We start from the raw sequence: 18,174 nt of genomic DNA on the forward strand, positions 1-18,174 counted from the left end.
TATCAAAATATGCGACACTCTTAATTCCAAGCTCTTCACCGGAGCCAATAACTATCTTGGGAAAGCTGATAGCCAGCTCAAAGGATCTTCGCAGTTCTCTTGAGCGGAAGTTGAATGCCTGGGGAATTTCATGAAAAACAATAGTCCAAACACATCATATTTCGACAAAGACCTCTCAAAAACTGACGCAAATTACACGCCATTAAGCCCGCTCAGTTTTCTGGAGAGAGCTGCAAAAGTTTTTCCAACCCACACAGCCATCATTCACGGCAAGATTCGCCGGTCTTATAACGAGTTCTACGAGCGCTCCATCAAACTCGCGAGCGCCCTGGAAAAGCGTGGTATTAGCAAGAATGATTGCGTGTCAGTCATGCTGTCCAATACACCACCCATGCTTGAAGCTCATTACGGCGTGCCTATGGCTGGTGCAGTACTCCATGCACTCAACACCCGTCTCGATGCCGCTATCATTGCATTCCAGTTAGACCATGCGGAGAGCAAGCTGGTGATCGTGGACCGCGAGTTCTCGAAGGTCATGACCGAGGCATTAGAACTGGCAGCCGTGAAGCCGATCGTCGTGCTCTACGACGACAAGGAATTCCCGCAATCAGCTCCCACAATTGGAGAGTTGGAGTACGAGGAGCTGATTTCCAGCGGTTCAGATGACTTTGAATGGCAACTTCCTGCCGATGAATGGGATGCAATCTCACTCAACTACACATCGGGTACAACAGGAAACCCGAAAGGTGTCGTTTATCATCATCGTGGTGCCTACCTTCTCGCACAGGCAAACATCATCACCGCAGCCATGGGCAAAAAACCGATTTATCTCTGGACACTGCCAATGTTCCACTGCAATGGCTGGTGTTTCCCATGGGCTTTGTCCCTCGTTGCCGGAACGCACGTCTGCCTCCGCCAAGTACGACAAGCCCCAATCTGGAACGCGCTGGCGGATGAGAAAGTCACGCACCTCTGTGGTGCTCCAATCGTGATGTCTACGCTACTCAACACCCCTGAAGATCAAAAACGTGCATTCACCCACGATGTTGAGTTCTTCACTGCAGCAGCTCCACCGCCTGAAGCTGTTCTTGCCGCTATAGCAGAGGAAGGCTTCAACGTTACTCATCTGTATGGGCTCACAGAAGTCTATGGCCCAGCTGTCGTCAACGAATGGCATGACCATTGGAATGAGCTTCCACCATCGGAACAAGCTGCGTTGAAAGCCAGACAAGGGGTCAATTACGTCGCCTTGCAGGACCTTGCTGTGCTTGACCCCGAAACCATGAAACCAGCCCCTGCTGATGGAGAAACCATCGGCGAAGTCATGTTCAAGGGCAATGTTGTGATGAAAGGGTATCTGAAGAACCCAACGGCAACACAGGAAGCCTTCAGCGGTGGTTGGTTCCATTCAGGAGACTTAGGCGTTCAACACGAAGACGGATACGTCCAACTCAAAGACCGCTCCAAAGACATCATCATCTCAGGAGGTGAAAACATCTCATCCATTGAGATCGAGGAAGTCCTCTACAAACACCCGGAAATCTCCGCAGCAGCAGTGGTTGCCCGTCCCGATGACAAATGGGGGGAAACTCCCTGTGCGTTTGTAGAGCTGAAAGAGAACAGCAGTGTGACGGAAGACGATATCGTAACCTACTGCAAACAGCATCTGGCCAGCTTCAAATCACCAAGAACTGTTGTCTTCACAGACCTACCGAAAACCTCAACAGGCAAGATCCAAAAGTTCGTACTGCGCGAAGAAGCAAAAAAGATCGGCTGACCCTAAACAAAAAATGCGCCGCTAAAAGCGACGCATTTTCTATTCGTTTAAGAAAAAGGAAGCTACCCTGTCACTCGTATTCGCGAGATCTCATCCTTAAGCTTCAACTTTTGCCTTTTTAGATTGCCTAGTTCGATCTCATCCATCGAAGGATGGTGCTTGGCTGTTTCCAGCTCCCTCTCAATGGTAGCATGGCGGCGTTCCAGCTCAGTCAAATGCTCACGGATGGACATAGGTTTTGATCCTCCTACATTGTCTCTGTTACAGGTGGATGATGGCACCATTTTATTGAGTTGTCGAACTATGATTAGCTGTTTTTTTGGGGCCTCTACAACGCGAGATCGCTAATTCATGAAAAACTTAGGGAACTTATAAATGACCCAGTAAATTTAATGGGTTTCATATTCCACTCAAAAGAGAACTTCACTAAGTATTCAACCCTATATATACGCTGCGTAAATCCGTCATGAGACAACACTTCCTGTAAAAATCGAGAGACTCTTGTTCATCACCGCTGCACATTCGGTATACTGTTGCCGAGCGGTGAATTGCGACAACGCGCCCCACCAGATTTGATCAATGATGGGTCTCGTTGCACACAGACCGATATGTGTCATGTGAGGACAAAACGATGACGGAAGATACTCTCGATCAGGATAGCAAGCGTTCCGAGCTCGCTGAGTTGCGACAGGAGCATCGGGATCTTGATCATTCTATCGACGCGCTCATTGAAACGGGACGGGCGGATCTTCTCCAGCTGCAACGCCTAAAGAAGAAAAAACTGATGCTCAGAGACCAGATTCAAGTGCTGGAAACACAGCTCTTACCTGACATTATCGCCTAAATTAGAGGCAGAGCTCTAACCTTCGTATACTATTGGCATTTCTTATTGTAATTGGGTTGAAACACGCCGCGTTATTTCTATAATCCGCGCTTTCTTCCCAGACGCTCAGAGGGTGCCCGTTTTATGAACCGCACAGATCAGCCAGAAGTCGCTATCATCATGGGAAGCCAATCCGATTGGCCAACCATGAAAAATGCTGCAGATACGCTAGAAGCACTGGGAGTTTCCTATGATGCTCGCATCGTCTCAGCACATCGCACCCCGGACCGTCTGGTAGAATTCTCCAAAACAGCAAAAGAGAACGGCTTCAAGGTTGTTATCGCTGGCGCTGGCGGTGCAGCCCATCTTCCCGGCATGGCCGCATCCATGACCCCGCTGCCGGTATTTGGCGTTCCAATTGAGTCGCGTGCCCTTAAAGGACAGGACAGCCTTCTTTCTATCGTTCAAATGCCAGCAGGCATTCCGGTTGGCACTCTTGCAATCGGTCGCGCAGGTGCTGTCAACGCAGCATTGATGGCTGCTGCTGTTCTGGCACTCAACAATCCGGAGATCGCCGCCAATTTGGATGACTGGCGCGAAAAGCAAAGTCAGGCTGTGGCTGAGAAGCCAGTCAACCCGGAAGAGTAAGAGTTTCAGAGGCGCCCACTTGCAGGCGCCTCATTTGTATCAAGCCGCCCCTAACATCTGGCCCCTAACATCTGGAAAGTTTTCGAAATGGGTTCCACACTACGTCCTGGCGACACGATTGGTATTTTGGGTGGAGGCCAGCTTGGTCGCATGATCGCGCAAGCTGCCAGCAGGATGGGCCTGAAGTGCCATATCTATTGCCCGGATGAAAACAGCCCCGCTTTTGAGGTCTCAGAAAAGAAGACCATTGCGGCCTACGAAGACGAACAAGCACTCACCCAGTTTGCGAAAAGCGTTTCAGTCGTTACTTATGAGTTCGAAAATGTCCCCGGCGAGACAGCCCGCATTCTGGAGCAGTTTGTTCCAGTTCGCCCCGGCCCACATGCACTGAAAGTTTCCCAGGATCGCCTGGCAGAAAAGACATTCCTTTCAGAAGAAGCGGCAACACAGGTCGCTCCCTTTATAAAAGTCGACACGCAGGCAGAGCTGGAAGCTGCGCTCATGGAGTTGGGCGGTCAGGGTGTACTGAAAACGCGCCGTTTTGGATATGATGGCAAAGGCCAGATCATGATCCGTACACCTGAGGATATCGAAGGCGCCATGAGCAAGCTTGGCGATCAGCCAGCCATCCTTGAAGGCATAGTGCCGTTTGAAAAAGAGATCTCCATCATCGTCGCACGTGGCGTGGATGGAACAGTCAAATGCTACGACCCTGCGGACAACTACCACAAGAACCACATTCTGAAGACCTCTAGCGTACCAGCAGACATCCCGGCAGAAACCGCTCAGGAAGCCATCGAAATGGCAACTCGCATCGCTGTTGCGCTCGATTATATCGGAGTGATGGGCGTAGAACTCTTTGTCGTCAGAGATGGCGAGGCTACAGAGCTGAAAGTCAACGAAATAGCACCACGCGTTCACAACTCAGGTCACTGGACTGAAGACGCTTGTCCGGTTTCCCAGTTTGAACAGCATGTTCGCGCTGTTGCTGGCTGGCCACTTGGCGGACCAACCCGAGCACACAACGTCATCATGGAAAACCTGATTGGTGATGATGTGAACTCATGGGAATCAGCACTGCTCGAGCCAAACGCTCGTCTGACACTCTACGGTAAAGCCGAGACACGGGAAGGCCGCAAGATGGGCCACATCAACCGCCTCTCCCCAAAATCCTGATCGAATTATTCTACAAAGAAAAAGCCCCGAAGATCTCTTCATCTTCGGGGCTTTTTCTTATTTAAACCAGACTATCCTAGCCTAACCAGACCAAGTTGATCGCGTTTTTGGAATCGGATCAACAACAGGATTCCGGTGATAAAGAGACCGCTGGCCAAACCAACCCAGATCCCTTCAGGGCCCCAGTTAAAGGTGAACGCCATCACATAAGAAAGTGGCACACCAATAATCCAGTAGCCAATCACCGCAATCACCATCGGCACTCGCGTATCTGAAAGGCCGCGTAGAACACCACCAGCAACCACCTGAATGCCATCAACCACCATGTACACTGCTGCAATAAAGACCAGTGGCACACCAAGGCGGATCACATCAGCTGCGTCTGGATTGCTGCTGTCCAGATAGAAGGAAATCAACGTGTCAGGGATCGCAACAAACAACACCGCACCAAGCAGGCCAATCACAATGGACCAGATCAATGCGACCCAACCGGCTCGCGTAATAGCATCAGCATCACTACGGCCAGATGCGATACCAACACGCACCACAGCAGCATTAGCAAAGCCGAGCGGAATCATAAACGCAATACCAGAGAGCTGAACCGCAATACCGTGAGCAGCAAGCTCCAACGTCCCAATCCAACCCATCATCAAAGCGGCTGCTGCAAACAACCCGACTTCAGCAACCAACATGAGGGAAATCGGCCAGCCGAGGCGTAGAATTTCGAAGAACGCAGGCCAGTCAGCACGCCAGAAGCGAACGAACACCTCATATTTACGAGACTTCTCTTCCCAAAACACATAGGCGATCAAAATCACACAGGATGCCAACGCGGTCACAACAGAAGCAATCCCGGCACCTAGAATGCCAAGTTGAGGAAAGCCGTAATAGCCAAAGATCAACACATAATCGAGAAGTGCATTGACCACAGCACTCACCACGGTCGCCCACAAAACAATCTGCGAACGTTCAATACTGGTGAGGAAGCTACGCAGCGCCGCCACAAATAGGGATGGATACATCGACCACTGCACAATGCGCAGATAATCCGCAGCAATGGCAGAAACTTCTGCGTCCTGCCCAAGAGCAAGCAAGAGGCTCTCACCGTTCCACAGCACGACCATCGCAAAAGTCGTATAAATGAGCGAAATCCAAAGGCCCATGCGCGAAGCACGCCGCACATTACGCACGTCGCCTTTACCTTCGGCTCTGGATGCCAATGGCATAACGGCTTGCAAGAACCCAAGTCCTGCCAGCCATGTCAGAAAGAACAACTGCAAAGCCAGCACGGATGCTGCCAGCTCGGTTGCGCCAAGCCAACCGATCATCAATGCATCGGTGGCATTGATTGCCATCTGCGCAAGTTGCGCACCGATCAAAGGCAATCCCAAAATAAGCGTTGCATTGGACTCCCCCCACCATGCAGACATGGATATGGGTTTGGCAACGCTGGTGCTTTCAACCCGCGTCATCATAAGCTCCTGAAGAAAAGGGCATGGAGCCCCTCCAGAACTTGAGCCTCTCAAGAACATAAACAAGGCTGGGTCCTGCAATTGACCACAGTGCCTCGCTGGGAGGAAACTTCCTATCATAGAAACAGACCGACAAAGTCCCAGTGGCTTCTTGCCTAAGCAATACCGCTAGTAAAAATGCCGATTACGCTACTTTGCAAAACTCTTCAGGAATGTCCAGAGGAATAAAGCAAGGCGCATTATCCCCCCCATAAACCATGATGTGTCCGCAAGGCACTTCATACCAACCTTGCCCGCCCTTTTCCAAAGGCTCGGAGACAACACTCAAGTTGCTGTTATGTAAGCGGTAATACAAGCTTGGAACGATCTTATCACTAGAGCATCGCACAGCATAAAGACGCTCCCCATCAGTCAAGGCCATCGCTACACGCAATGGAGCAATGACATCATTGCAACGCATAATCTCAAGTGTTTTCGTGAGAACCTGTTGCACAGCCCCCACAGGATCAACATCCAGACCATGACTTAACATGGCAAGAAACAGCGCTTCACTGTCTGTTGTACCCTGCCGGTAACGATAAAAGTCGTCGCTGATCAAACTCTCAATCTGCCGGCGGATATCATCATACCCCCCAATCTGCCCGTTATGCATGAACATCCATTTGCCAACAGCAAACGGATGACAGTTGGAACGGGAGGTAGCAGTGCCAGTAGACGCACGCACATGAGCAAAGAACAAAGAGGATTTGAGGTGCTTGGTAATGCTCAGAAGGTTCTCATCGCCCCATGCAGGCTGCGTATCACGATAAAGACCCGGTTCTGATTTGTGACCGTACCAACCAATTCCAAAGCCGTCACCATTGGTGTTCACCTTGGCTTCCGCACAATGCAGGCTCTGCGCAATCAGAGAATGATTGGGCATTGAAATCAGCTCTTCCATGAAAATGGGAGCTCCACGGTACGCAAGCCAGCGGCACATTACATTATTCTTTCTTCTGGTCGATTACCCAAATGAGGTCACTAGAGTATGCATGATCCATCAGCACGTATAAACCCCTCCCCTATAACTAGAGTAACGAGTTTTCTCAGGGATCGTTCCGTGGATCTAAAGAGAGCCCCTCAACCGCAGCTCTCGTGAGTAAGATGGACTCACTCGACTCATCTTCGAAATCGGACATGACGAACGACGTTTGAAGCAAATTCCATTCAAATTTCCACCTCGATTTCCACTGTTCAGAAAAGCTCCTGTGACTTTTTTCAGCATCAAAAGAGAGACTCAACCACACACAATCAAAGGTTGTATTTTTTCAAAATAATTTCATACGTGAAGTTACAATGCATTTTGAAAGCATTTTTTACTTATCTTTTACTTCACACACGAGCGTGCCAATGCGCCATCTTGAAGAAAATGAGCAAACGCTGCTGAGATTGCCTTGTCCCACAAGAGGTATTCCCCCCTTTCCCATCTATAAATTAACATAGATTCTCAAGTAAGGAGGTAGACAGCCCCCACGCAGTCTGTTAGTTACCCCGTCAAGAAGCGACGCATCAGCGGCGACGGCGTTCTTGTGACCCGTGCATATGCGCTAAGTGTTGCTATCAATCATTTCATCTATGTCGTTCTGGATACGTAATCCAGAATGCTCGAAGGTAAGGATAAACGCGTGCAGGTTCTCGTTCGCGATAATAACGTCGATCAGGCGCTTAAAGCGCTTAAGAAAAAGATGCAGCGTGAAGGCATCTTCCGCGAAATGAAGCTTCGTGGCCACTACGAAAAGCCATCTGAAAAGAAGGCTCGCGAAAAGGCTGAAGCTATCCGCCGCACTCGCAAACTGGCTCGCAAGAAAGCACAGCGGGAAGGCCTGTTGGTCGGCAAAGGTCGTCGTTAATCCGGCGACACTCGGGACATCACGCAGCTAAGGCTCAACTATGTTTGACGAAAAGCGTGTGAGCGGACCGAAGCTAGAATTCAGAACGGACTAACCGGTAAACCGGTTGGTCCGTTTGTTGTTTTTGCTGGTTCATTTGACCTTTTTTTGCCACACTAAAGTGTAGGCTATCGTGTCATTGCAAGGACTCTTTAAGAATGGGGCACATTCTCGTGAACAATAAACTGGCTAAAGGCATCTGTGCGTGTCTGCTCGCACTTGGCGTTGCAGCATGCCAATCCAACTCATCTGGCCTTGTTTATCAGAATGTGCCTATCGACAAAGCTGTTGGCTCTTCCTCCAACATCGATAGTCTGAGTGCCGTTGTTGACGCAAACCCAACCGACGCTGACGCCTACAACAAGCGCGGCATTGCATATGCAAAAGCTGGACGCCTTGATCAGGCTATTGAGGACTTCAACAAGTCTCTTCAGCTGAGACCAAACTCTTATCAGGCTTACGCAAACCGAGCTTTGGTGGAGCGCCGCAAGGGCAACACGTCCCAGGCAGTGCAAGATTACAGCTCAGCACTTTCTATAAAGCCAGATTACGTGAAGGCCCTGAACGGACGCGGAAACACCTACCGCTCTATCGGACAGAACACAGCAGCGCTTCGTGACTACAACGAAGTCATTCGTTTGAACGCCGGCGATGCACAGGCCTATCACAACCGTGGCCTCATCTATCAGGCGCAGGGTCTACAGGAAGCAGCCCTCAATGACTTTTCATCGGCTGTTGGCTTCAACTCCCGCGCATATTCACCTCTGATTGCGCGAGGTGTAACCTACCTTTCTCTAAGTGATCCAAAATCTGCACTCAAAGACTTCAACGCTGCGATCGCACTCAATGACAAGTCCGCATCTGCTTGGGCAAACCGTGGCCGCGCTGAAGAAGCTCTGGGTCAGATTACAGAAGCCCGCCAGTCCTACAGCAGAGCACTGCAGATTTCTTCGACAAACCAGATTGCGAAGGAAGGCGCCCAGCGCCTATCAACGTCATCTGGCGTTCCGCAAGCTTAAGCTCACAAACATATCGCTTCCAAAGGCCGGGTTCTCCGGCCTTTTTTATTGTCTTGCTTTCGAAGATATAGACAGCATCCAGTTAATCTCGTCACGCCAGTCAATCATGCGAATGGGTGTTCCGTGAGAGCCTGTTTCGAACAGTCGGAAGCGCACCGGATACTGTTTCTTTTTACCAGTGAGCACCTCGAACAACTGATACTGCTTCTCCCAACTGTAAACCCTATCAGCACTGCCATGCCCAAAGACAATCGGCACGCCCGTCTTATACGCTTCACTCGTCGACAACCGCTGATCCGTCGCCCCGCCCAAGAACATGAGGCCGGACAGCGGCCCCGCGACACCGGCCTGATCAGCAAGCCCATAACAAACCTGCGAACCCATGGAACCACAAGCCACAATCACTTTGGCCTGAGGCGCTTCGTCCCGATACTGAGCAATCAGCTCGCGGATTTCCTGAGTACCCCTGGAGCTTTCAAGCTTCACATCAGGAGACAGATAAACCCCACGATTACGCACCATCAGGTTTTTCACGCGATTGAAATTGCCACCGAACGTCCAATCGGCATTCCCCTGCTTTCGATTGCCACCCTTACCATGCAGATAAAGCAGTAACAGCTTGGTGTCAGCGTCAGGAGCCCCAACTCGGATGTGCTTACGCATATTCCCCGCAAGCACAGCTGAGCGCTCTCGCACATACCACGAAGGCCTGCTGGAGACGTAACGCCTCTCAACGCGTCGTTCCGGTATTTCATCCCGATCACGCAAATCACGCTGAATCTGATAATCAAGCCGCAAAAAGGCTCCATCCTTCGACTGCTCCAGCACGCGCGGATAGGCAAACAGCTCATTTTTATAAGGCTTCAATTCAAAACCGGCAGCCTGCGCGACCGACAAAGTCACCGCAAGTGCGCTGCCAACCAAATACCCTAGGATCCTGAAGTTGCCTCGCATGTAGCACCTCCGTAAAAGTGCATCACTTAAGGCTTCAGGTAATCATACATAACCCGGCCATAAGGGAGTGTAAGGTCGGTGATAAAATGAACACCACCAAGTGATTTAAGCATTGGCAACTCAGCCACTGGTGCATTGGCATGGTGGAACAATTGCAGGCTTGCCGGACCAGACCATGCCCCTTTCACCGTCACATCAGCCGCCTCGTAAGCAACCAACTGAGCGATAGCCAAAGAACCATCAACATCTGGAATGAGCTTCAGATTAACCTGAGTTTTCTGAAGCTTCTTAAGAATCGCATCAGGGTGACACTGCGTACCATGTTCCACATCATAAAGAAGATGCTGGTACTTGTAGCCCATGGTCGCAATAGCGATGGTCACATCATCAAAGACCAGATGTCCCGTTAATGTTGCTCCCGATATACTCAATTCCGGCTGGCCAAGTTTTTTCGGGAAGCCCCAAATCTCACGACCACCAAATATCGGCGGCGTATCATCAAGAAACATTTGCTGCGTGAAGTTCACAGGATGATCACCAAACTTGGCAGGGATCACGATACCAGACTCGGTGTAGTCCCCAAAGCCAGCAGAATCTGGCATGCGGATCACCTCGAACATCACCGTGTTGGACCCATCCGGTTCCAAAGGCTCAGGCAAAGCTTCTCGAATTGCGTCGGGATCACTTTCATAGGAGACCACAAAAAACTCGCGGTCGATAAACCTGTATGGCCCCTTGGGATAAGCAGGAGAAGCAATCGGCATAGAAGCCTGTTCAAGAATATCGGCAATTTTCATGGACCACCTCGATCATGAAAGAGTGGGAACCGCGGCCAAATCACCAGCCAGCGCGCTCTCACCATAAGCACCGATATTTTAGATGTTGCCCCTTGGGTTTTAGGGTGACACTTTCAGAGCTCACCCCAAACACTTTTTTAATCAGCTTGTTACATCAATTTCTTTGAAAGTCGCCAGCGGCGCTTTTTCGCGGATAACCCAATTCAATGCACCCAGCTCCGTTTTCAATTTCGGGTGAACCAGCCCCAACACGCGCAGTTCACTCGCTCCGGTGCCTGAATGAGTTTGGTTTACACGACTTGCAATATTGAGTGTGGTCGTTGACTGATCAACGCTCCAACCAACGCGATCACCTGTAACAAAAGCAACTTTGCGCCCAGTGCGGGTGGTACCAATCGGAATCCCCTCAACCAGGTCAACAGAAGCAAGACGCTCCGTATCAATATGATAATCAGCGATCATCATCAGACCCAGTAGGTAATAATAACCCGCCTCTTGAGAAAGCCCCTGTCGACTAGCCTGATCAATCAGATCATTCTTTCCGCGAACACCCTTCAACGAGTGCAGGCTTGCAACGAAAATCATTTTTTCACCGCGCGTCATAGAAGTAGCGCTTAGGAATGCTCGTGTGCTGCGCTGGCGAATGGCCATATCACCAAGCATCTCGCGCATCGTCTCATCGGCAACGGTCGGGCTGGCCTTGAGAGCTTCGCTTAAATTGGTTGTCGCCAGAACTCCACTAACCGCCGTACCAACGCCACCCGGAATAAACACAGTTGCGAGATTGGTCAGACGGTTAGACGTTGCATAGGCCCAGGCGGCCTTATCAAGCGCGTCAGAGAGTGGAGGAAATGTCGTATACGGGTCAACATTCGCCGCAACAGCTATATAGCGTCGGGCTTTATCTCGGCCAACAACAGCTGCTGCAACACTCTCAACCGCAGAGGTCTTCTTTCCACTTTCCTTAGACGGGGCAGTCGCTCCGGAATTTCCGGTAATGGTGTTCACAGTACCATTCAGCAACAAGCCGACACCATCAGCCGTGGAACTCAGTGTCTCTTTGGGAGAGGTTACAAGGCTACCAAGAAACGTCAGAGGTTTGGCGACCGCAGTCACAACGCCCTCACCCGCCTGAGAAACCGTATCCAGTTCTTGAATGCCCTTCAGCGCATGAAGTTCATTAATGCGCTTCTTCAATGTCGCCGTACCGCGCACTTTATAGGTCTTGCCATGAACTTTGAGGCTGTAAACCAGCAATGTCCCGTTCCGCAAAACCGGCGGCACAGTCTCGTAATTACTGCCACGCGCAGCAACACCTTCTTCCTTCAGAATCTGGGAGAAACCAAGATCAGTCGAGGCAGAATGAGATGGCGATGAGACAACTGCAACCACAATGAAAATTGCAAGCAGTAAGGAACAGCGCAGAAGAACGCGAACAGTTTGCGCAGTAGACATATGATACCCGAACTCAGAACAACTCTTACTAAAGGCTCTATTCTTCAATAATGATCAGAAAAGGGCAGCGCCTCTGGCAAATCTCGGGGTTGAAACGAAAAATCGCAGAAGCACACAGCTCCTGCGATTCTCAAAACCTTAAAAACCTGAGGGTTTCTTAGATTGTCAGTACAGCTGTCACCACACAAGCAAACAGGAATACGATTCCCGGTACAATGTGCGACCTGTCACCAGATGCCATGCCAACGCCAACTGCAATCACTGTTGCGATTGTGGTGATGCTTGCCCAAACCGTCCCGGCAGTACCACCAAATCCAATCATTGCAATAACGAGTACAAATGTGAGAGCTGCAAGAATTCCAACCTTTGAGAAGTTGATGAAGTTCTTGTAAGTCTTCTCGTGTTCCTTATAGTCCATAACAGACGCGCTCCCGTCAGCCATGCTTCCCCCTCGAAACAAGTAGTTTTCCTAATATCAGTCTTTAACACCACATGGTCCGGTGACGCAACTTCCCTAAAGAACCACTCAGGAGATAACCCAGGTTCCGGGGAAAATTCCAACGGCCCGAGTATGTGCCTCAATCCTCACTAGACAAACCACATAAGTCCAGTTGGTGCTTTTGATGGGCGTTCAACGTATCCAGCTCAAACCCATCAATCTGCTCATTAAACAGTTGATGGAAGTTAAGCTCAGCTCGCAAGTGAAGGAAAACAGATCCAAGCCCAATTGCTGCCCGGTCCATAAAAACAAAGTACCGAGGTATTTTCACTGGCCCCAGCTCTTTGAGAGACTGATGCACCCGAAACGCTTCCTGCCGTCCATAAGCTGCTGGAGAAACCCCATCAGCAATCGAGCGCACCCGATCACTGAGCAACGGGCCAAAAATGAAACTCGCCCAAATATTCAAGGTCTCAATAAGCTCGGTCGTCAGCCCATCAAAACCCCAAGTCTCATAAGCAGCGACAACACGATCCTGATCATCTTCGAGCAGACCATGATACAGATCCACCACGCCTTGCACAAAATCAGGCGGGAAGATACGCACACACCCGTAATCCAGCAAATTCACACCAGCTGGCTCCGCGCCATCCTCAAAGATCGTGTAGTTCCCAAGATGGGGATCGCCATGGATCACACCATAATGCGCAAACGGATGCCACCACGCCTTAAACATCACTTGCGCAATCTTGTTACGCGCCTCCAGCTTTTCTTGTCGATAGGCCAGAAGCGGACGCCCTTCCAGCCAACTCATGGAAAGCAAGCGCCGTGTTGACAGACTTTCAAACACGTCTGGGATCCGGATCTGCTCATCTGCAGCAAAAACATTGGCGTAAAGCTTGGAATGCCGAGCTTCCCGGCGATAATCCAGCTCTTCCCGCAGTCGGTCACCAACTTCCTTTGCAATCTCAGAAGTCTCAATCGCAGGCCTGAAACGCCGATGCAGAGCAAGCAGCATGTCAAATTGGTTCAGGTCAGCTTCAACCGCACTATCCATATCCGGATATTGCAGCTTACAGGCCAGCATTGCCCCATCCTGATCATAAGCTCTGTGAACCTGACCAAGAGAAGCCGCTGCTGCAGGCTCCTTCTCAAACTTATCAAACTTGCCTTGCCAACCTGGACCAAGCTCAGCCCGCATGCGCCGCTTCACAAAAGCCCACCCCATAGGAGGTGCATTCGCCTGAAGGCTTGCCAGTTCTGCTGCATATTCGGGAGGCACAGCATCAGGAATCGTCGAAAGAAGTTGCGCCACCTTCATCAGTGGCCCTTTGAGTTCACCAAGAGATTCTGCGATGGAAGCCGCATTCTTCGCAGGGTCTTGATCCCAACCAAACAGCTTACCTGCTGCAAGCTTGGCTGCGATGCCACTCATATTTCCACCAACCTTGGCATAGCGGCCAAGACGGGCGGTCATTCTGTTTGCTTCCCGATCACGAGATGAAGGCATATGGGGTTCCTGCGTCTCACACTCTTATTGCAATATATAGTGCACTGCAAAACCTAGCAGAAAACGCAGAGAACCCAAGGGCACTTTTAGAAATTACCTAATCACATATTTGCTCAGGCTTGCTCAACTCTCTCCACAAACTCCAATTCAAGCAGGCTTTCAACAGCATTGCCATGCGAAGCAACATACTCGCCCCGACCAAAAACACTCTCAAATCCTCCAGTCCCGGAGCCGGGCACCACAGTCATCGAAGAGCGAACAGTCTCCGCATCAAACACCCCGCTCTCCTCAACAAGGAACGTGCCTTCACGCAATCCATATCGACCTGAAATCTGCGTGTATCCCGAGTATTTGCCCTCTTTCTCAGTTACATAGGCCAAAAGATAAAACATGTTTACCTGCCCAACGATTTCTCCGCTGAGGGGTCCATGAGCGCGAACTGATGCAAACTTGCTCGTCATAGAAAGCGCTTCTGCAATCTCCTCTTTCCATTCTTCAACTTTGTAGGTGCATTTAATCTTTGCCATTATCAGCTCCTTGCTTTGGGAGCCGAACACCTACTGCGTCACAACCAGAAGGGCTTGTAAAAGCGCGACAGCTGCTATCTTTTATGCCTATGCCAAATCAGGATGACACCTCAAACCAGATCAGCGGCTTGCTAGACCAGCAGCGCAGCCTCAAACACTTCAATCTGGACTGGCTCACTCCAGCTGAACCATTACAGGAAGCCATCGAGTTCTATTGGCTGATCACATGGGATCTTCGCGGCAAGCCTCCATATAAGCAAGCTAACCTGCCCCACCCATCCCAACACATTGTCATCGACACATTGCAGACGACAGGCGTGTTCGGCATTAACACAGGCGTTTTCCATTACACCTTGCAACAGAGAGGCCGCGTATTTGGGGTAAAGTTTCGCCCAGGAGCCTTTGCAGATTTCTTCCGATACAACCCATCCTCGCTCCTCAACACTCACGAAAATATTGAACCGTTCCTCAGTATTTCCGAGCAGCAACTGGTAGCTAAGCTAAAATCTGCTGATGACACAGCAGCATTCGCGATCCAGATGGACGCCCTTCTGATTTCACATAAACATCCCTCAACTTCTAAGGCGAAGGATGCCGGTGCACTCGTAGACCTCATCGCGACAACAGACGAAATTAGCAATCTGAAAGATCTTTCCGGGATCTCAGGTTTCCAGCCAAGAACAATCCAACGCCTCTTTCAAAGCCACGTCGGCGTTAATCCCAAATGGGTGATCGAACGCTACCGCATGCTGGCCGCGGTTGATGCGATCAACAACGGACAAGACCTCAACCTAACAGACTTGGCCCACTCCCTCGGCTACTTCGACCAATCCCATTTCAACAACGCCTTCAAGAAACTAACAGGCCACACACCAAGTCATTACCTACCAGCGTCTCAGCCTTCCTAAACACGTTCCTCAGCAATCATATCAAGCGCTCGCGCGATAGTTGATGCGTGCGCTTTGATGCCTTTGTAGTCCAACTGCTCATCAGTTAACTCAAGCAACTGTGTCTTTAGGCCTTGGGCTAGTTGATCACCATCCGGATGCTCTAACAAGCCATGAACGGGATCATGATGAACCCTGATAGTGAAGAGGATATCTCCACTGTTTGGCAGACGTCGCAATGTCTGCTTCTCAACGCGAACATAAAGCTGCTCAAATGCCTGATCAGCCTCACAAAGAACATCACCGCACAAACCCGAAATCGGATGATGAAGCTCAGCGTCCGTATACAGAGACCAATTCAGTCGCCAAACGGGCTTATCTGCCTCCAACCTTTCAAAAATCCGCTGAACCATGTGTCCCATGCGATGTCCATTGAAATCCGGTACCCCTTCATGGATTGCACTCATTGAGCCGCCGAACTTTTCCACCAAAGACCAACTGGAAGGGAAACAAAGGCTTGCTGCAACAAGCCTATACCCGTCATCGCCTTTACGCATCAGCACCAGATCTTCCTGAACAACACGGGAGATAGTTAGTAGTGGCGGTTCAGCACAAAACGATAGCTCAACACGCTTCCCCGCATTCTTCACGCGAAGAGAGTTATCCGAGTGAAGCTCATACATACTGGGAAATTGATCAGGCAGATGGACAGCAAGAAGATCTGCTACTTCGCGCTGAGCTGCTTCAGTATCCGCTTCTGCCGCAAACACAAACCTCTTAGGATCTGCAATCAGTCGCTCTTTTTCATCAAGATGGGCAATTAAAAACTCATCGGGCTCAATCCACTCTCTCAAATCAAGACGCTCAAGCCCAACGGTAAACGGTCTCTTAGAGCCATCATAAGGTGTATGTGCAAATCGCGACATAAAACGCCCTCCCCATACAAAACATGCACCGGAAGGAGGACGTTCTTCAACCTATACGGATTACCCGAGCTCTTTCATGAAATGAGCAAAAGAAATAATGCCTTCTGGCCACGGCCCCTGACCGCTCTCAGAATTGATATGGCCACTTTCACCAGCATCCTGCAAACGTGCATTCCAGAGCTTGGCAAGCTGCTCAGCACGCTCGAAGGTGCAATAAGGATCATTGCGGCTCGCCACAACCTTAGCATGGAACGGCAGTGGGGAAGTTGGAAACGGACCAAAGCTATGCAATTCCGACGGAACACATGAGGTATCATCCACATCTGCAGGCGCAACCAGATAAGCACCCTTCACCCAATTCTTGATACGAGGTGCAGCGTGAATCACTGCAGCAACACCAGCAGAGTGCGCAACAAGCACCACCGGACGCGTGGCTTCTTCGACCGCCTTCACAACGGCATTCACCCATTCCTCAAGGTCTGGCTTGCTCCAACTGCTCTGCTCAACACGCCGACCAGTGGAGAATTTTGTTTCCCAACGGCTTTGCCAGTGGTTTGCGTCGGAGCCATGTAGGCCGGGGACAATGAGAATGTCCGCCTCAGAAATCTTCATAAGGTTCCTCAATACGTGGTCGTGCTAAAAAGTCTGGCAGCTTAATAGGACGAAAATACCCAGTTTTCAAAGCGCCAGCCCAATCTCCACGCTGATTACGCGCAGCTTTTCTACTGGCATGGTCCCAATCGTAGTTCACCATTCGCTCTTCAAAGGACCACCGTGTCCCAACCCGGGTCACAATCATGTACCGCGCATGAGGACTTCCAACTTCCATCGTATGTGCATGAGGCTTGTCATCATCATAGGCTGGCAGCCCAACACTGCCTGCATTCATCACGATTTGTCCGGTTGTCTCTAACCAGATGACCCGGGGAATGTGGGAGTGCCCACAAACGACCAGCGGTGACGAGACATCGCCAATATGCTCTAACGCATACTCCGGTGATGCAATTCTGGTGTGATCCCCACAAAGCTCTTCAGTGAGATAAACATGATCCGCTGATGGCGTACCATGGCACAGAAACACATTCTCTACATGTTCCATTTGCGTTGGCAGTTGCTTCAACCATGCCTTGGATTCATCAGAAAGCAGAGAATAAGCATGTGCATCGCTAGGACCCATCTTGGATTGGACATGGTCCACCAAATGCCGGTCATGGTTCCCACGTACAGTGAGCCAGTTTTCTGCGATGAGGTACTGAGCTGTTTCTTCTGGCCACAACGGCCCCGAAACACAATCACCCAGATTAAATACCAGATCCGGTGACTTCCGCTTTATGTCGCGATGAACAGCTTCCAGAGCAGGCAGGTTACCGTGAATGTCCGAGATAACCGCAATTCTCATAGCAATGACTCCTGATCGACATCAGCCCTATTAAAACTAAGAAGGACCATGTTGTCAGCGAGGTTCGCCCAGCAGTGTCAAAACATTGCCAAACGGATCATGAAAATGTGCAAGAACTCCGCCCCACACCTGCTTTTCAGGCGGACTGGTAAAGGCAACGCCTTTCTCACAAAGGCGCTCATAAGTATCGACAATGTCATCAACCTGAAGGGATGCTCCGAGAAAGCGACCAATGTATTCTTGGTCTTCCTCGTTATGCGCTTGCTCAATAATGAGCTCTGCGTTGTCGAGCTTGGCACCAAACGCGCCAAGCTCTGGCATATCCCAGCTAAGAGGAAGACCGAGCGTTTCGGCATAAAACTCCCTGGCCTTTTCGATATCACTCACGAAAATCCGTAGACCATAAAGCTTCATCTTCCCCTCCACTGCTGTGTACG

20 protein-coding genes are annotated in these 18,174 nt (G+C 50.4%); 7 read left to right on the forward strand and 13 right to left on the reverse strand.

Features of this window, described 5'->3' with window-relative positions; all coding sequences use genetic code 11:
- Positions 1-130: 130 nt before the first annotated feature.
- Positions 131-1,777 (forward strand): acyl-CoA synthetase, encoded by a 1,647-nt coding sequence (locus PsAD26_RS26735; protein WP_063312838.1) that lies wholly within the window; start codon positions 131-133, stop codon positions 1,775-1,777.
- 62 nt (positions 1,778-1,839) lie between these two features.
- On the opposite strand, the gene PsAD26_RS29235 is transcribed toward PsAD26_RS26735, so the two are convergent.
- Positions 1,840-2,010, reverse strand: coding sequence for a DUF465 domain-containing protein (locus PsAD26_RS29235; RefSeq protein ID WP_082596622.1), 171 nt, complete (start codon positions 2,008-2,010; stop codon positions 1,840-1,842).
- 398 nt (positions 2,011-2,408) lie between these two features.
- Between PsAD26_RS29235 and PsAD26_RS26740 the strand changes: the two genes are divergently transcribed.
- From PsAD26_RS26740 to PsAD26_RS26750, 3 genes are all read left to right on the forward strand, one after another.
- Positions 2,409-2,621, forward strand: a complete 213-nt coding sequence (locus tag PsAD26_RS26740; protein ID WP_063312839.1) for a DUF465 domain-containing protein — start codon at positions 2,409-2,411, stop codon at positions 2,619-2,621.
- A gap of 123 nt (positions 2,622-2,744) precedes the next feature.
- Entirely contained in the window at positions 2,745-3,248 is a 504-nt protein-coding gene (gene purE / locus PsAD26_RS26745) for a 5-(carboxyamino)imidazole ribonucleotide mutase (RefSeq protein WP_008551529.1), read from the forward strand.
- 87 nt (positions 3,249-3,335) lie between these two features.
- A complete protein-coding gene (locus PsAD26_RS26750; protein WP_063312840.1) occupies positions 3,336-4,424 on the forward strand; it encodes a 5-(carboxyamino)imidazole ribonucleotide synthase in 1,089 nt (362 codons plus the stop codon).
- 71 nt (positions 4,425-4,495) lie between these two features.
- Here the strand turns inward: PsAD26_RS26750 and PsAD26_RS26755 are convergent, their stop codons facing one another.
- Entirely contained in the window at positions 4,496-5,896 is a 1,401-nt protein-coding gene (locus tag PsAD26_RS26755) for an MATE family efflux transporter (protein WP_208985885.1), read from the reverse strand.
- 184 nt (positions 5,897-6,080) lie between these two features.
- Entirely contained in the window at positions 6,081-6,818 is a 738-nt protein-coding gene (locus tag PsAD26_RS26760) for a class II glutamine amidotransferase (protein WP_244278342.1), read from the reverse strand.
- Between the two features lie 742 nt (positions 6,819-7,560).
- Between PsAD26_RS26760 and rpsU the strand changes: the two genes are divergently transcribed.
- Both rpsU and PsAD26_RS26770 read left to right on the forward strand, forming a co-directional pair.
- Positions 7,561-7,785, forward strand: coding sequence for a 30S ribosomal protein S21 (rpsU, locus tag PsAD26_RS26765; protein ID WP_063298527.1), 225 nt, complete (start codon positions 7,561-7,563; stop codon positions 7,783-7,785).
- Between the two features lie 197 nt (positions 7,786-7,982).
- Positions 7,983-8,843 carry a tetratricopeptide repeat protein gene (locus PsAD26_RS26770; protein ID WP_063312842.1) on the forward strand — a complete coding sequence of 287 codons (861 nt, stop codon included), beginning with the start codon at positions 7,983-7,985 and terminating at the stop codon, positions 8,841-8,843.
- Positions 8,844-8,888: 45 nt separating this feature from the next.
- On the opposite strand, the gene PsAD26_RS30320 is transcribed toward PsAD26_RS26770, so the two are convergent.
- From PsAD26_RS30320 to PsAD26_RS26800, 6 genes are all read right to left on the reverse strand, one after another.
- Positions 8,889-9,797 (reverse strand): alpha/beta hydrolase, encoded by a 909-nt coding sequence (locus PsAD26_RS30320; protein WP_063312843.1) that lies wholly within the window; start codon positions 9,795-9,797, stop codon positions 8,889-8,891.
- Positions 9,798-9,823: 26 nt separating this feature from the next.
- The gene (locus tag PsAD26_RS26780) at positions 9,824-10,594 is read right to left on the reverse strand and encodes an acetoacetate decarboxylase (RefSeq protein ID WP_063312844.1); all 771 of its coding nucleotides are present in this window, start codon (positions 10,592-10,594) and stop codon (positions 9,824-9,826) included.
- A gap of 141 nt (positions 10,595-10,735) precedes the next feature.
- A complete protein-coding gene (locus PsAD26_RS26785; protein ID WP_063312845.1) occupies positions 10,736-12,049 on the reverse strand; it encodes a hypothetical protein in 1,314 nt (437 codons plus the stop codon).
- A 157-nt stretch (positions 12,050-12,206) separates the two neighbouring features.
- Positions 12,207-12,491: an aa3-type cytochrome c oxidase subunit IV gene (locus tag PsAD26_RS26790; RefSeq protein ID WP_208985887.1), complete on the reverse strand. Its 285-nt coding sequence runs from the start codon at positions 12,489-12,491 to the stop codon at positions 12,207-12,209.
- A 136-nt stretch (positions 12,492-12,627) separates the two neighbouring features.
- Positions 12,628-13,998 (reverse strand): AarF/ABC1/UbiB kinase family protein, encoded by a 1,371-nt coding sequence (locus PsAD26_RS26795; protein ID WP_063312846.1) that lies wholly within the window; start codon positions 13,996-13,998, stop codon positions 12,628-12,630.
- Between the two features lie 113 nt (positions 13,999-14,111).
- Positions 14,112-14,525: a DUF3224 domain-containing protein gene (locus PsAD26_RS26800; protein WP_063312847.1), complete on the reverse strand. Its 414-nt coding sequence runs from the start codon at positions 14,523-14,525 to the stop codon at positions 14,112-14,114.
- Between the two features lie 83 nt (positions 14,526-14,608).
- Between PsAD26_RS26800 and PsAD26_RS26805 the strand changes: the two genes are divergently transcribed.
- Complete coding sequence (locus PsAD26_RS26805; RefSeq protein WP_063312848.1) at positions 14,609-15,433, forward strand: helix-turn-helix domain-containing protein; 825 nt, start codon at positions 14,609-14,611, stop codon at positions 15,431-15,433.
- Here PsAD26_RS26805 and PsAD26_RS26810 read toward each other — a convergent pair.
- Genes PsAD26_RS26810 through PsAD26_RS26825 form a run of 4 tightly spaced genes read right to left on the reverse strand, consistent with a single transcriptional unit; the run spans position 15,430 to position 18,151 of the window.
- Positions 15,430-16,338 carry a DUF3445 domain-containing protein gene (locus PsAD26_RS26810; protein ID WP_063312849.1) on the reverse strand — a complete coding sequence of 303 codons (909 nt, stop codon included), beginning with the start codon at positions 16,336-16,338 and terminating at the stop codon, positions 15,430-15,432. The genes PsAD26_RS26805 and PsAD26_RS26810 overlap by 4 nt on opposite strands.
- A gap of 60 nt (positions 16,339-16,398) precedes the next feature.
- A complete protein-coding gene (locus tag PsAD26_RS26815; protein ID WP_063312850.1) occupies positions 16,399-16,950 on the reverse strand; it encodes an alpha/beta hydrolase in 552 nt (183 codons plus the stop codon).
- The gene (locus PsAD26_RS26820; RefSeq protein ID WP_063312851.1) at positions 16,937-17,737 is read right to left on the reverse strand and encodes a metallophosphoesterase family protein; all 801 of its coding nucleotides are present in this window, start codon (positions 17,735-17,737) and stop codon (positions 16,937-16,939) included. Before PsAD26_RS26820 ends, PsAD26_RS26815 begins: the two co-directional genes overlap by 14 nt.
- A gap of 54 nt (positions 17,738-17,791) precedes the next feature.
- The gene (locus PsAD26_RS26825) at positions 17,792-18,151 is read right to left on the reverse strand and encodes a VOC family protein (protein WP_063312852.1); all 360 of its coding nucleotides are present in this window, start codon (positions 18,149-18,151) and stop codon (positions 17,792-17,794) included.
- Positions 18,152-18,174: the final 23 nt, after the last annotated feature.

The sequence above is a fragment of the Pseudovibrio sp. Ad26 genome (genome assembly GCF_001623285.1).
GTDB classification, from domain to species: Bacteria; Pseudomonadota; Alphaproteobacteria; order Rhizobiales; family Stappiaceae; genus Pseudovibrio; species Pseudovibrio ascidiaceicola.

Excerpts from the sequence above, each read along its gene's own strand:
- PsAD26_RS26735 (WP_063312838.1), top strand. The coding sequence starts at position 131 with ATGAAAAACAATAGTCCAAACACATCATATTTCGACAAAGACCTCTCA.
- PsAD26_RS29235 (WP_082596622.1), bottom strand. The coding sequence starts at position 2,010 with ATGTCCATCCGTGAGCATTTGACTGAGCTGGAACGCCGCCATGCTACC.
- PsAD26_RS26740 (WP_063312839.1), top strand. The coding sequence starts at position 2,409 with ATGACGGAAGATACTCTCGATCAGGATAGCAAGCGTTCCGAGCTCGCT.
- purE (WP_008551529.1), top strand. The coding sequence starts at position 2,745 with ATGAACCGCACAGATCAGCCAGAAGTCGCTATCATCATGGGAAGCCAA.
- PsAD26_RS26750 (WP_063312840.1), top strand. The coding sequence starts at position 3,336 with ATGGGTTCCACACTACGTCCTGGCGACACGATTGGTATTTTGGGTGGA.
- PsAD26_RS26755 (WP_208985885.1), bottom strand. The coding sequence starts at position 5,896 with ATGACGCGGGTTGAAAGCACCAGCGTTGCCAAACCCATATCCATGTCT.
- PsAD26_RS26760 (WP_244278342.1), bottom strand. The coding sequence starts at position 6,818 with ATGCCCAATCATTCTCTGATTGCGCAGAGCCTGCATTGTGCGGAAGCC.
- PsAD26_RS26770 (WP_063312842.1), top strand. The coding sequence starts at position 7,983 with ATGGGGCACATTCTCGTGAACAATAAACTGGCTAAAGGCATCTGTGCG.
- PsAD26_RS30320 (WP_063312843.1), bottom strand. The coding sequence starts at position 9,797 with ATGCGAGGCAACTTCAGGATCCTAGGGTATTTGGTTGGCAGCGCACTT.
- PsAD26_RS26780 (WP_063312844.1), bottom strand. The coding sequence starts at position 10,594 with ATGAAAATTGCCGATATTCTTGAACAGGCTTCTATGCCGATTGCTTCT.
- PsAD26_RS26785 (WP_063312845.1), bottom strand. The coding sequence starts at position 12,049 with ATGTCTACTGCGCAAACTGTTCGCGTTCTTCTGCGCTGTTCCTTACTG.
- PsAD26_RS26790 (WP_208985887.1), bottom strand. The coding sequence starts at position 12,491 with ATGGCTGACGGGAGCGCGTCTGTTATGGACTATAAGGAACACGAGAAG.
- PsAD26_RS26795 (WP_063312846.1), bottom strand. The coding sequence starts at position 13,998 with ATGCCTTCATCTCGTGATCGGGAAGCAAACAGAATGACCGCCCGTCTT.
- PsAD26_RS26800 (WP_063312847.1), bottom strand. The coding sequence starts at position 14,525 with ATGGCAAAGATTAAATGCACCTACAAAGTTGAAGAATGGAAAGAGGAG.
- PsAD26_RS26805 (WP_063312848.1), top strand. The coding sequence starts at position 14,609 with ATGCCTATGCCAAATCAGGATGACACCTCAAACCAGATCAGCGGCTTG.
- PsAD26_RS26810 (WP_063312849.1), bottom strand. The coding sequence starts at position 16,338 with ATGTCGCGATTTGCACATACACCTTATGATGGCTCTAAGAGACCGTTT.
- PsAD26_RS26815 (WP_063312850.1), bottom strand. The coding sequence starts at position 16,950 with ATGAAGATTTCTGAGGCGGACATTCTCATTGTCCCCGGCCTACATGGC.
- PsAD26_RS26820 (WP_063312851.1), bottom strand. The coding sequence starts at position 17,737 with ATGAGAATTGCGGTTATCTCGGACATTCACGGTAACCTGCCTGCTCTG.
- PsAD26_RS26825 (WP_063312852.1), bottom strand. The coding sequence starts at position 18,151 with ATGAAGCTTTATGGTCTACGGATTTTCGTGAGTGATATCGAAAAGGCC.